Origin of the sequence: Curtobacterium flaccumfaciens (assembly GCF_018598405.1) — a bacterium.
Lineage (GTDB): Bacteria > Actinomycetota > Actinomycetes > Actinomycetales > Microbacteriaceae > Curtobacterium > Curtobacterium aurantiacum.
In genome coordinates, this window is the sequence record NZ_JAHEWS010000001.1 from 82,375 (window position 1) to 95,216 (window position 12,842).

The following is a 12,842-nucleotide window of genomic DNA, read 5'->3' on the forward strand; positions in this document are numbered from 1 at the left end:
TCCCTTAGCCGATCCGCTCGGCGCGGCCGAAGATGCCCTGCGGCCGGAACAGCAGGATGAGGATGAGGATGACGAGGGCGGTGGCGTACTTGAAGTCACCGGGGAGCACCAGGTTGGTGAGCTCCACGACGACGCCGATGATCATCGAGCCGACCAGGGCGCCGTACGCGGTGCCGAGACCACCGAGGGTGACCGAGGCGAACATGAGCAGGAGCAGCTGGAGCCCGGTCTGCCAGTTCACGCCGTTGAGGACGAGTCCGAGCATCACGCCGGACAGACCCGCGAGGCCCGCGGCGAGCGTCCACACGAACCGGATCACCCGGTCGACGTCGATGCCGGAGGCCGCGGCGAGCGCCGGGTTGTCCGAGACGGCGCGGGTGGCCCGACCGAAGCGGGTCTTCGCCAGGAAGAGCCCGGTCGCGACGAGGACGACGAGCGCGATCCCCATGGCGACGTAGGACTGCACCGTCAGGGTGACGCCGGCGAACCGCACGGTCTCCGGGTTGCCCTGCTGGATGCGGACCGTCGAGGCGCCGAAGAAGTACTGGAACGCGTACTGGGCGGCGATCGACAGACCGATCGTCACGATCATGAGCTGCGTGAGGCTGATGCGTCGGCGCCGGAGTGGCCGCCAGATCGCGGCGTCCTGCAGGTAGCCCGTCGCCGCGCAGAGCAGCGTGACCACGATCCCGGTGACCCAGATGTTCCACCCGAGCTGGTTCGCGAACACGTAGGCCAGCAGTCCGCCGAGGGTGACCTGCTCACCGTGCGAGAAACTCGACAGCCCCGTCGTGCCGTAGATGAGCGAGAGGCCGATGGAGGCCAGGGCGATGAGCAACCCGAGGCGGAGCCCCGAGGCGAACTGCTGCCAGGCCCGCTGTGCGCTGACGCCCGTCGAGTCCGTCGAGGTCGTCGCGCCCTTCTGGTCGGACAGCTGGAAGATCTGCCCGACGTTGGCGTTCAGCGTCGCCTGCACCTTGCGGTCGGCGTCGGCGGCGTTCGTCAGGTACTGCCCCTTCGGCAGGGTGCTCTGGTCGACGCTCACGGTGTACTCGCCGGCCTCGTCGACGCTGACCGACCAGCGGCCGGTGTCGTTCGTGGTGGCGGTCTCGTCGAAGCCGCCCGGGCCGGTGACGTCGACGTCGACGCCCTCGGCCGGTTCACGCTCGGAGTCGGTGATCGTGCCCTGGATGCACCCGTTGTCGGGGCTGACGGTGCACGCCTGACTGGTCGCCGGCGCCGACGTGGCGCTGAAGGCCGGCAGGGTGACCGCCCAGTCGATCAGGAAGGTCGCCAGGAACGCGGCGACGAGCACGGCCGCGAGGACCGGTCGACGTCGCGCGTGGCGGAGGCGGAACAGGCGCGGCTGCGCCCGTCCCGGAGGAGTGATGGATCCCACGGAAGAGCCTCTCGTTCGGATGACGAGGAACCTATGGGGATTTTGTGACACCCGTGTTTCCAACACGTTCCCTGTGTGATTCGTACCCGAACTGTGACGTTGTGGAGGAACGCTCGAGGCGGGCGCGATCCGTGCCTCCAGGCGGAATGCGGCGACAGCCGCTCGCGTTACCATGTCCTATCCGGAACCCGTCGTCGTGTTCCCGGTGTCTCGACACTTCACTCGCCCACGAAGGGGACCCATGGACCAGCCGGATCCGTTCGGATTCATCGGACTCACGTACGACGACGTCATGCTCCTGCCCGGGCACACCGACGTCATCCCGAGCGAGGCGTCCACGGCGTCCCGGCTCACCAAGCGGATCTCCGTCAACGTCCCGCTGCTCTCCGCGGCGATGGACACCGTCACCGAAGCCCGCATGGCCATCGCCATGGCGCGCCAGGGCGGCATCGGGATCCTGCACCGCAACCTGTCCATCGAGGACCAAGCGGCCTACGTCGACAAGGTCAAGCGCTCCGAGTCGGGCATGATCACCAACCCGGTGACCACCACCCCGGACGCCACCGTGGCCGAGGTCGACGCACTCTGCGGCCAGTTCCGCGTCTCCGGCCTGCCGGTCGTGGAGCAGGACGGCACCCTCGTCGGCATCATCACGAACCGCGACATGCGCTTCGTGGCCGCGTTCGAGCAGGCCACCACCTACGTGCGCGACGTGATGACCAAGGCACCGCTGATCACCGCGATGGAGGGCATCGACCCCGAAGAGGCGATCGCCATCTTCGCGCAGCACAAGATCGAGAAGCTGCCGCTGGTCGACGCCGAGGGCAAGCTCCGCGGCCTCATCACCGTCAAGGACTTCGACAAGAGCGAGCAGTACCCGGACGCGACCAAGGACGACGAGGGCCGGCTCCGCGTCGGTGCCGCGATCGGCTTCTTCGGGGACGCCTGGCAGCGCGCCGAGGCCCTGCGTGACGCGGGCGTCGACGTGCTCGTCGTCGACACCGCCAACGGCGAGAGCGAAGGCGTGCTCGACATGGTCCGCCGTCTCAAGGCCGACCCGTCGTTCGCCGCGATCGACGTCATCGGCGGCAACGTCGCCACCCGCGCGGGCGCCCAGGCGCTCATCGACGCCGGTGTGGACGCCGTCAAGGTCGGCGTCGGCCCGGGCTCCATCTGCACCACGCGCGTCGTCGCCGGTGTGGGTGTGCCGCAGGTGACCGCCGTGTACGAGGCCTCCCTCGCCGCACGCGAAGCCGGCGTTCCGATCATCGCCGACGGTGGTCTGCAGTACTCGGGCGACATCGCGAAGGCCCTGGTCGCCGGTGCCGACACGGTCATGCTCGGCTCGCTGCTGGCCGGCACCGACGAGTCCCCCGGTGACCTCGTGTTCGTGAACGGCAAGCAGTTCAAGGCGTACCGCGGCATGGGGTCCCTCGGGGCCCTGCAGACCCGCGGCAAGAAGACCTCGTACTCGAAGGACCGCTACTTCCAGGCCGACGTTCCGAACGACGACAAGCTCATCCCCGAGGGCATCGAGGGCCAGGTGCCCTACCGCGGCTCGGTCGGCAACGTCGTCTACCAGCTCACCGGTGGCCTGCGGCAGTCGATGTTCTACGTGGGCGGTCGCACCATCGCCGAGCTGAAGGCCCGTGGCAAGTTCGTCCGCATCACGGCGGCGGGGCTCAAGGAGTCCCACCCGCACGACGTCCAGATGGTCGTCGAGGCGCCGAACTACCGCAGCTGAGTCTGGTTCTTTCCGCAAGACGCCGTCGTGTCGTTGAGACGCCGCCGAATCCGGCGGCGTCTCGCCGATTTCCGGGCGTGGTGCGATGACGACGGCGTCTTGAGACTCCTCCACAACCGGCAACGGCCTGGAGGCTCTCCACCGGTCCGACGTGCGAGTCACCTCGCGCGGTGGCCGCGTTCCATGCTGCGGGCATGAACGCGCTCGCCCAGACCGTCCTGGTCCGTGTCCCGTCGGTCCTCCACGAGCCGGTGCGCCTGTTCCACGGAGCGGCCGTCGAGCGCCCGGAGTGGGAGTCGCTCTCACTCCTGGAACGCCGACGGCTGTTCGTGCGCGCACGGTACGACTCCCTGCAGTCCGAGTGCGTCGTCTCGGGGACCTCGGCCGCGGCGCTCTGGGGCTTGCCCGACTTCGACGCGGCCGACTGGCGGTTGCACGTCATCGACGTCCGGCTCGACAAGACACACACCGGGCGGGGCGTCGTCCGTCACACCGGCCGGATCCGGAGCGACGAACGCGTCGTCATCGACGGGATCCCCACGACGTCCCTCGAGCGGACCGTCCTCGACATCGCACGTCGGCAGTCGTCCACCCACGCCGTCGTCGTCCTCGACCACGTGCTCCGGTTCGACCTGCTCCGTCGTGAAGTACTCGCCGGCGCACTCGACGCACTCGGGCGCGTGCGCGGATGTCGGCAGGCTGCCGCGGCGATCGCCTTCGCCGATTCCCGTGCCGAATCGCCCGGGGAGTCGATCAGCCGGGTCACCGCCCGTGACCTCGGGGTTCCTGCTCCGGAGCTGCAGCGCGGGTTCGAGACATCGCGGGGCCGGTTCAGGACGGACTTCTGGTGGCCCGAGGCCGGCGTGATCGGGGAGTTCGACGGTCGCCTGAAGTACGACGACGCAGGGGCGCTCTGGGACGAGAAGGTCCGGGAGGACGCGCTCCGACGACTGCCCGAGGTACGCGGGTTCGCGCGCTGGACGGTGCGGGAGGCCACCGATGCCCGGTCGCTGGCCGCGGTGCTGTCGGCCGCGGGTCTCCCGGTCCTCCGTGCAGCACACTCCGCGGGACCGACAGGGCTCCGAGCATGAGGGCAGAAAACGCCGTCGTGTCCGCCGCAGGCCGCCGAGTGCGCGAGACGCCGCCGAATTCGGAGGCGTCTCGCTGTCACCGCGGCGTCAGAACAACACGACGGCGTCCTCGAGCCGACCGCCGCACCGCCGCACCGGACGCAGACGCGTCGACGGGTCAGGCGGAGCGCCAGTCGTTCGACGTGATGTGCGAGCCGCCGTGCGGCCCCATCTGCAGCATCCCGCCGTCCACCGGCAGGGACACCCCCGTGATGTACGACGACGCCCGCGAGGCCAGGAACGCCACCGCGGCCGCGATCTCCCACGCGTTCCCCGGACGGCCGAGCGGCACCCCGGGTCGGTCGATCGTGTGCGGGTCCTCGTCCTCGGCTCCCGTCATCCGCGTGGCGATCTCGCCGGGGGCGACGGCGTTCACCGTGATGCCGTGCTCGGCGAGCTCGATCGCCATCGTCTTCAGCAGACCACCGAGCCCGTGCTTCGCGGCGTCGTACGCGCTCGAGCCGTAGCGCGGCTGGTGCTCGTGCACGCTCGTGATGCCGATGATCCGGCCGCCGGTGCCGGCCTGCACCATGTGCTTCGCGGCGGCCTGCATCGTGACGAAGGCACCATCGAGGTCGGTCGACACCGTGTGGCGCCACTGGTCGAGGGTCATCTCGAGGAACGGGGCGTTGTCGCCGGTTCCGGCGTCGGCGACGAAGACGTCGACGCCGCCGAGCTGGGAGACCAGCCGGTCGATCACCGAAGCCGCACCCGCGAGATCGGAGACGTCGATCTGTTCGACGAAGGCGCGGCGGCCGGTCTTCCGGACCTCCTCGGCGGTCTCCTCGGCGCGGTGCGGCTCGGACAGGTAGGTGATGCCGACGTCCATGCCGGCTTCGGCGAGCGCGACGGCGGTCGCACGGCCGATCCCGGATTCGGAGCCGGTGACGATGGCTTTGGTGGGCTGGAAGTCGCTCATGCGGCGGAACGTACGCCGGGCCTCCCGGGCGCCCTGCCGAACCATCCACCTGGCGCAGGCCGCGCTGCGATCCGGCCAGGCACCGAACGCGCCGATCCCTGTCCCCACGCACAGGAACGTCACGGCTCGGTAACGAAACACATTTGCGTACCGCCCCGTCACACGGGCGAAACACATGGACCCTACGTTTCTCGACATCCAGTGGAGGCGTCGCATTCACCCGAAGCGGCACAGCCTCCGCGCAGAGAAAGGGCTCCACGGATGATCAGAACCACCCGTGCCACCGCGGCACTGGCGTTGGCGGGCGCAGCAGCCGTCCTCCTCGCCGCGTGTTCCACCACCGGCAGTGCTTCCCCCTCGAGCTCGGCGTCGAGCGATGCGAAGAAGGATCCCGCCGCCAGCTGCAAGGCCCCGGACACCCCCGGTACGGACGCGCTGAAGATCGGCACGATCCTGCCCCTGACCGGTTCGCTGGCCTACCTCAACCCGCCGGCCGAGTCCGGTGTCGGCCTGGCCGTCAAGGACATCAACGCCGCGGGCGGCGTCCTCGACAAGGACGTCACCATCGACCCGGCGACCGACTCCGGTGACAGCAACGACATGACCGTGTCGAGCTCCGCCGCGACGAAGCTCGTCAACGCGAAGGTCCCGGTCGCGATCGGCGCCGAGTCCTCGTCCGTCACGCTGAACGTCATCGACCAGTTGACGAGCAACTGCATCGTCGAGATCTCGCCCGCGAACACCGCGACCGACCTCTCCGGCTACTCGTCGTACTACTACCGGACCGCACCGCCGGACTCGGTGCAGGGTTCCGCGCTCGGCCAGCTCGTGACCGGTGACGGCAACGCCAAGGTCGCCTTCCTGGTCTTCAACGACACGTACGGCACCGGCCTCCGCAACTCGGTGCAGTCCGCCGTCGAGGCCTCAGGCGGCCAGGTCGTCTACGGCGGCAAGGGCGAGGGCCAGGAGTTCCCGCCCGGACAGACCACGTTCTCGTCCGAGGTGACCGCGGCGCTGGCCGCGAAGCCCGACGCGATCGTCGTCCTCGCCTTCGACGAGACGAAGTCGATCATCCCGGAGCTCGTCTCGCAGGGCAACGAGGCGAAGATCTACATGTCCGACGGCAACACCGCGGACTACTCGAAGGACTTCGACAAGGGCACCCTGACCGGCGCCCAGGGCACCATCCCCGGTGCCTCGCCGAAGGACGACTTCAAGAAGCAGCTCGCCGCCTTCTACAAGGACTCGTCGGGCAAGACGCTCGCCGACTACTCGTACGCGGCTGAGTCGTACGACGCCACGATCCTCGCCGCCCTGGCAGCAGTGAAGGGCAAGGGCACCGACTCGGGCACGATCCAGGCCAACATGGCTGCCGTGTCGGGTGCGGACGGCGGCACCGAGTGCGCCACCTTCAAGGAGTGCAAGACGATGCTCGACGACGGTGAGGACATCCACTACACCGGCCCGTCCGGCATCGGTCCGTTCGACGAGAACAACGACCCGTCGGCCGCCTACATCGGCATCTACAAGTTCGACGGCGACAACAAGCCCGTCTACCAGAGCGCCATCCAGGGTGCGGTGAAGAAGTAGGGCACAGCCCGGCACCGCTCGCGAAAGCGACAGTCCCCCACGGAACCCCCGTGGGGGACTGTCGCTTTCGCGGTGGTGACCGGGACGACCTGGAGGCCCGTGGCGCGTCCGTCAGACCGGCTCGACCGGGGTGGGTGCGAGCGCCCGGCGACGGGACGCCCGCGCCGCGGCGAACGAGTCCGCCGTCAGCACCACGAGCGCAAGCCACACGATGCCGAAGCCGAACCACCGGCCGGCCGACATCTCCTCGTGCTGCACCAGGACGCCGACGAGCAGCTGCATCACGGGCGCCAGGTACTGGGTCAGCCCGAGGGTCGACAGGCTCACCCGGCGTGCCGAGGACGCGAAGAGCAGCAGCGGCACCGCCGTCGCCGGCCCGGTCAGCACGGTGACGACGACGTGCCCCCAGCCCTCGCTCGTGAACGTCACGCCGCCCCCGAGCCCGGTCACGCCGAGCACCACCAGTGCCACGACCGCGATCGGCAGCAGCCACACGGTCTCGATCGTCAGCCCGCTCAGGGCGTCCACGGTGCCGCCGACGCGCTTCTTCACCAGACCGTACGCACCGAACGAGAACGCCAGTGCGAGCGCGATCCACGGGATCTGGCCGTACCCGACGGCGATGACGACGACCGCCACCACGCTCAGGCCGACAGCGGCCCACTGCGCCGGACGCAGGCGTTCGCGCAGGACCAGGACGCCGAGCGCGATCGTGACGAGCGGGTTGATGAAGTAACCGAGCGCCGCCTCGACGGTGTGGCCGGTCGTCGTCGCGAGGACGTACACGGTCCAGTTCACCAGGATCAGGACGGCGGCGAGGCCCATCACGAGCATCACGCGGCGCTGGGCCATCAGTGTGCGGGTCCGGAGCCACGACCGGGTGAGGGCGATGGCGACCGCGCAGAACACCAGGCCGAACACGATCCGCCACGACACGATCTCGAACGCCGCCGCCGGTGCCATGGCCGCGAAGAGCAGGGGCATGAGTCCCCAGAGCCCGTACGCCACGATGGCCTGCACCACGCCGACGGATGCCTCGCTGCGGACGGGTCGAGCCGGACTCGGTTCACTCACGGAACCATCCTAGGAACGACCACCGACCCGTGGGACGCGCACCGGGCCTCCAGGCGGGGTGAAAGCGGGCTGACCAGGACCGGAGCACCCGGGCGACCGGCCCCGGACGCACGAACGCCCCGTCGGCCCGAAGGCCGGACGGGGCGTCCGTGGTGAGTACTCGACTCAGTGAACGATGACCGCGAGGACGTCGCGGGCCGACAGGACCAGCAGGTCCTCGCCCGAGTACTTGACCTCGGTTCCGCCGTACTTGGAGTAGATGACCTTGTCGCCAACGGCGACGTCGAGCGGGACGCGGTTGCCGTTGTCGTCGATCCGACCCGGACCCACGGCGACGACCTCGCCCTCCTGGGGCTTCTCCTTCGCGGTGTCGGGGATGACCAGACCGGAAGCGGTGGTCTGCTCCGCCTCGACCTGGCGGATGACGATGCGATCCTCGAGCGGCTTGATGCTGACGGCCACGGTGACCTCTTCTTTCTCGGTACGGACTCGGTACAGATGAAAACCGGGTTGGCACTTCGCACAGGAGAGTGCCAACGCCAACTCTAGGGGGCCTCTGGCACTCGGTCAATCCGAGTGCCAGCACATCCGGAGAACACGCAGCACCTGCGAGGATCGACGCATGGACGCCGCCGAACTCACCGCACTGCTGACCACGGACGGGATGGCCCTGCTCGACCGTACCCCGGGTGTCTCCGACGGCGGCGAGATCGTCCGCGTGGTGTCCCGGCTGCGCGCCGAGGGACACGATCCCCGGCTGGTCGCAGCCGTGCTGACCCAGGCGAAGCTGCGGCTGAAGGCCCGCGGCAAGTTCGGCGACTTCGCGTCCCGCATGCTCTTCACCGAAGCCGGGCTCGAGCAGGCGACCCGGCTGCAGGTCGCGGCCCAGCACGCCGGACGCTTCGCCGCCGCCGGCATCACCCGGGTCGCCGACCTCGGCTGCGGCATCGGCGGGGACGCGATGGCGATGGCCGCGCTCGACCTCGACGTCACCGCGGTCGACCGTGACGAGGTCACCGCGGCCGTCGCGACGCACAACCTGGCGGTGTGGTCGAACGCGCGCGTGGAGCTCGGCGATGCCGCGTCCTTCGACGTCTCCTCGGTGGACGGCGTGTGGATGGATCCGGCCCGACGCACCTCCGGGCACTCGGACACCCGCCGGCTCGCCGACCCGGACGACTGGTCCCCCTCGCTCGACACCGTGTTCGCCACCGCGACGACGACCCCGACGGGCGTCAAGCTCGGGCCGGGCATCGACCGCGACCTGATCCCGGACACGGCCGAGGCGCAGTGGACGTCCGTCGACCGCGAGGTCGTCGAGCTCGCCCTGTGGTTCGGTCCCCTCGCCCGTCCGGGCATCCGGCGCGCGGCCACCGTCATCGGTGCCCACGGCATCGCCGAGATGACCGGTGCGGAGGACGCCGAGGACGCCGAGGTCGGGCCCCTCGGCGACTACCTGTACGAGCCCGACGGCGCCGTCATCCGCGCACGCCTGATCGGCGACCTGGCACGGGGCCTCGACGGGCACATGCTCTCCGACGGCATCGCCTACGTCACGTCCGACCGCGCCGTCACGACCCCCTTCGCGCAGGGCTTCCGGGTGCTCGACACGATGCCGCTCGACGTCAAGCGCCTGGCCGCTCGGCTCGCCGCCGACGGCATCGGGACGGTCGAGATCAAGAAGCGCGGTGTCGACGTCGACCCGGCGCAGTTCCGCAAGCGGCTGCGGTTGCGCGGGTCGGGTCGCGTCACACTCGTGCTCACCCGCCTGGAGGGACGCCACACGGCGATCCTGTGCGAGCGGCTCACCGACACGGTCGGCTGACGGCCGGGGGCCGCGAGCGGTCCCGCGTGAGCGTCAGCGTCAGCGTCAGCCGACGAAGGCGCCGGAGTTCGAGCTGTAGTCGGAGTAGTCCGAGTACCCCGACGAGTTCGCGATCGAGATCCACACCAGGGCGACGATCAGGATGAACAGCCCCGTCATGATCCAGCCACCGATGATGCCGGCCAGGGCGAGCCCACGGCCGCCCTCACCGGTCCGCTTGATCTTGCCGAGGGCGACGTGGCCCATGATGGCGCCGGCCGGGCTCGTCAGGATGATGATCGGCCAGATGATGATGCCGCCGAACGCGAAGACGATCGACAGGATCGACAGCACGTTCGTCTTCGGCCGCTGGGCGTAGGGCTGGTACGTGTACGGGTTCGACGCGTAGGGCTGCTGCTGCGGCTGCGCGTACGGGTTCTGCTGCTGGCCGTACGGGTTCTGCGGGGCGCCGTAGGCGTTCTGCTGCGGAGCGGCGTACGGGTTCTGCTGCTGCGGCTGGCCGTACGCGTTCTGCTGCTGCGGCTGGCCGTACGCGTTCTGCTGCTGCTGCTGCTGCTGCTGCTGCTGCTGCTGCGCACCGTAGGGGTTCTGCTGCTGCGGAGCGCCGTACGGGTTCGACGGCAGCGCGCCGTACGCGTTCTGCTGCTGCTGCGGAGCACCGTACGGGTTCTGCTGCTGGCCGTACGGGTTCGACGGCTGCTGCTGGCCGTACGGGTGCTGAGGCGCTTCCGGTGCCGACGGGGCCTGCGGTGCGTCAGGAGCCTGCGGGGCGTCCGGGGCGGGCGTGCCGTCGGGCTGTCCGTCGGCGCCGCCGTTCGGCGTCTCGCCCGGCTTCGGCCACTCGTTCTGATCGGACACCGTCCACCCCTCTCGGGCGTCCGGTCTCTCCGACGCCCGTGTGAATCCTCCCACAGGCTCCCGACGACCGACCGGGTCAGACCTGGACGGTCGTCACCGGCAGGGTGGAGTCCGCGGCGATGCCGAGGTCGCTCGGGGCGTGCCCCTCGGCGACCAGGCGCGCCCCGACGGCGGCGATCATCGCGCCGTTGTCGGTGCACAGGTCGAACGGCGGGATCCGCAGCCGGACCCCGGCGGCGGCGCAGCGTTCCTCGGCGACCTGGCGCAGCCGGGCGTTCGCGACGACACCACCGCCGAGCAGCAGCCGATCGACGCCGGTGTCGCGGCAGGCGTTCAGCGCCTTGGTCAGCAGGACGTCGACGACGGCCTCGCGGAAGCTCGCGGCGACGTCGGCCACGGGCACCTCGCGCCCCTCGTCGCGGCAGCGTTCGACCCACCGCGCGACGGCGGTCTTGAGTCCTGAGAACGAGAAGTCGTACCGGTGCGCCGCCATGTCCTTCGGCAGCGTCAGTCCCCGGGGGAACCGGATCGCCGTCGGGTCGCCCTCGGCCGCGGCACGGTCGATCTGCGGCCCGCCGGGGTACGGCAGCCCGAGCAACCGGGCGACCTTGTCGAAGGCCTCGCCCGCCGCGTCGTCGATCGTCTCGCCGAGCAGTTCGACGTCGCCGACCAGGTCGCGCACCAGCAGCAGTGACGTGTGGCCGCCGGAGACCAGCAGCGCGATCGTCGGCAGCTCGATCTCGCTGCCGTCCTCGCGCAGCACGTCGGCGCCGACGTGCCCGACCAGGTGGTTCACGCCGTACAGGGGCTTGCCGGTGGCCACGGCGAGCGCCTTCGCGGCACCCACCCCGACCATGAGCGCCCCTGCCAGGCCCGGGCCTGCGGTGACCGCGACGGCGTCGAGTTCGTCGAGGGTCACGCCGGCGCGGTCGAGCGCCTCGTGCAGCGTCGGGGTCATCGCCTCGAGGTGTGCGCGTGCAGCGACCTCGGGGACGACACCGCCGTAGCGCGCGTGCTCCTCCATGCTCGAAGCGATCACGTTCGCCAGCAGGGTGCTCCCGCGCACGATGCCGACGCCCGTCTCGTCGCAGCTCGTCTCGATGCCGAGCACCAGTGGTTCAGTCGCGCTCACCGAGGGCCTCCTGTCCGATGGGTCCGATGCCCGACGACCGCTCGACGTCCGGGCCGGGCAGCTCCGCCCGCATCACCCACGCGTCGACGCCGTCCGGCTGGTAGTAGCGGGGACGCGTCGCGATGTGCTCGAACCCGAACGCGGTGTACATCGCCTGCGCCACGGGGTTGTCCGCGCGCACCTCGAGGAACACCTCGCGCACACCGCGGCGTCGTGCCTCGTCGAGCAGCTCCGTGAACAGGACCCGCCCGAGCCCCTTGCCGCGCTGGTCCGCCGCGACCGCGATGGTCTGCACGTCGGCCACCGGGTTGCCTGCGAGCGACGAGAGCCCGGCGTAGCCGACGACGAGCGGCGCGGACGTGTCGTCGACCGTCTCGATCACGATGTAGTGCCCGTGCGGCGAGTACAGCTCGCCCGACATCTGCGACGCCGACCAGGCGTCGGTCGGGAACGAGACGTGCTCGAGCCACATGATGTCGTCGAGGTCTTGCGGGCGGGCCCGCCGCAGGCGGAGCCCGTCCGGCAGGGTCACTGCTTCACCCGCTTCGGCGCACCCGGCACGGTGACGTCGGGGTCGCGCAGGTACAGGGGGGTGTCCGCATCGAACGCCGTGCCGGACGCGAGCCGGTCCGCGGCGAGCGCACCGAGCCTCCAGGCCGGGATGGACAGGGCCGTCACGCGGTCCCAGCCGACCGCTCCGGGCCGGGAGGCGCGGATCGCCTCGTCGAGATCGGCGGGCTTGGCGAGTCCGGGGCCGGCCACGCGGACGCCGTCGGCGTCGTAGGCGCTCCAGTAGACCTCGCGGCGGCGGGCGTCCGTGAGGACGACGAACGGGCCGGCGAGGCCGTCGGCCCGCTGGTCGGCGGCCACGGCGTCGTGGCTGACGAGGGGCAGGACGGGGACGCCGCGGGCTGCGGCGAAGGTGCGGGCGGCGGCGATGCCGACGCGCAGGCCGGTGAAGGGGCCGGGGCCCGTGCCCGCGACGACGCCGGTGACGTCCGCGGCGGTGATGCCGGCCTCGGTGAGGACCTCGGCGAGGAACGGGCCGATGACCTCGGCGTGCCGACGGCTGTCCTCGGTGTCCCGGGTCGCGAGGGCCCGGCCTGTGGCCGGGTCGACGACGGCGACGGAGGTCCCGGCGGAGGTGTCGATCGCGAGCAGCACCCGTCCA

General features: G+C 70.5%; 12 protein-coding genes. 4 read left to right on the forward strand and 8 right to left on the reverse strand.

What is annotated here, in order from left to right; translation table 11 throughout:
• Positions 1-4 precede the first annotated feature (4 nt).
• Positions 5-1,315: a branched-chain amino acid ABC transporter permease gene (locus KK097_RS00370; RefSeq protein WP_214529494.1), complete on the reverse strand. Its 1,311-nt coding sequence runs from the start codon at positions 1,313-1,315 to the stop codon at positions 5-7.
• Between the two features lie 325 nt (positions 1,316-1,640).
• On the opposite strand from KK097_RS00370, the gene guaB reads away from it, so the two are divergent.
• Together guaB and KK097_RS00380 are read left to right on the forward strand one after the other, a co-directional pair.
• On the forward strand, positions 1,641-3,143 hold the full coding sequence (guaB, locus tag KK097_RS00375) for an IMP dehydrogenase (protein ID WP_214529385.1): 1,503 nt from the start codon (positions 1,641-1,643) through the stop codon (positions 3,141-3,143).
• A 194-nt stretch (positions 3,144-3,337) separates the two neighbouring features.
• On the forward strand, positions 3,338-4,234 hold the full coding sequence (locus tag KK097_RS00380) for a type IV toxin-antitoxin system AbiEi family antitoxin (protein ID WP_214543336.1): 897 nt from the start codon (positions 3,338-3,340) through the stop codon (positions 4,232-4,234).
• 157 nt (positions 4,235-4,391) lie between these two features.
• Here KK097_RS00380 and KK097_RS00385 read toward each other — a convergent pair whose 3' ends face one another.
• Complete coding sequence (locus KK097_RS00385) at positions 4,392-5,192, reverse strand: SDR family oxidoreductase (RefSeq protein ID WP_214543337.1); 801 nt, start codon at positions 5,190-5,192, stop codon at positions 4,392-4,394.
• 261 nt (positions 5,193-5,453) lie between these two features.
• On the opposite strand from KK097_RS00385, the gene KK097_RS00390 reads away from it, so the two are divergent.
• Positions 5,454-6,782 carry an ABC transporter substrate-binding protein gene (locus KK097_RS00390; RefSeq protein ID WP_214529390.1) on the forward strand — a complete coding sequence of 443 codons (1,329 nt, stop codon included), beginning with the start codon at positions 5,454-5,456 and terminating at the stop codon, positions 6,780-6,782.
• Positions 6,783-6,893: 111 nt separating this feature from the next.
• Here KK097_RS00390 and rarD read toward each other — a convergent pair whose 3' ends face one another.
• Complete coding sequence (gene rarD, locus KK097_RS00395; RefSeq protein ID WP_214529391.1) at positions 6,894-7,856, reverse strand: EamA family transporter RarD; 963 nt, start codon at positions 7,854-7,856, stop codon at positions 6,894-6,896.
• 165 nt (positions 7,857-8,021) lie between these two features.
• Positions 8,022-8,318 (reverse strand): co-chaperone GroES, encoded by a 297-nt coding sequence (gene groES / locus KK097_RS00400; protein WP_017885484.1) that lies wholly within the window; start codon positions 8,316-8,318, stop codon positions 8,022-8,024.
• 160 nt (positions 8,319-8,478) lie between these two features.
• Here groES and KK097_RS00405 point away from each other — a divergent pair, with 160 nt between their 5' ends.
• Complete coding sequence (locus KK097_RS00405) at positions 8,479-9,681, forward strand: class I SAM-dependent methyltransferase (RefSeq protein ID WP_214543338.1); 1,203 nt, start codon at positions 8,479-8,481, stop codon at positions 9,679-9,681.
• Positions 9,682-9,726: 45 nt separating this feature from the next.
• On the opposite strand, the gene KK097_RS18520 is transcribed toward KK097_RS00405, so the two are convergent.
• From KK097_RS18520 to tsaB, 4 genes are all read right to left on the reverse strand, one after another.
• Entirely contained in the window at positions 9,727-10,539 is an 813-nt protein-coding gene (locus KK097_RS18520) for a DUF4190 domain-containing protein (protein WP_214543339.1), read from the reverse strand.
• Between the two features lie 76 nt (positions 10,540-10,615).
• Positions 10,616-11,671, reverse strand: coding sequence for a tRNA (adenosine(37)-N6)-threonylcarbamoyltransferase complex transferase subunit TsaD (gene tsaD / locus KK097_RS00415; protein ID WP_214543340.1), 1,056 nt, complete (start codon positions 11,669-11,671; stop codon positions 10,616-10,618).
• Positions 11,658-12,203 carry a ribosomal protein S18-alanine N-acetyltransferase gene (gene rimI / locus KK097_RS00420; RefSeq protein ID WP_214543341.1) on the reverse strand — a complete coding sequence of 182 codons (546 nt, stop codon included), beginning with the start codon at positions 12,201-12,203 and terminating at the stop codon, positions 11,658-11,660. The genes tsaD and rimI overlap by 14 nt, the downstream gene beginning before the upstream one ends.
• Positions 12,200-12,835: a tRNA (adenosine(37)-N6)-threonylcarbamoyltransferase complex dimerization subunit type 1 TsaB gene (tsaB, locus tag KK097_RS00425; RefSeq protein WP_214543342.1), complete on the reverse strand. Its 636-nt coding sequence runs from the start codon at positions 12,833-12,835 to the stop codon at positions 12,200-12,202. The genes rimI and tsaB overlap by 4 nt, the downstream gene beginning before the upstream one ends.
• Positions 12,836-12,842 lie beyond the last annotated feature (7 nt).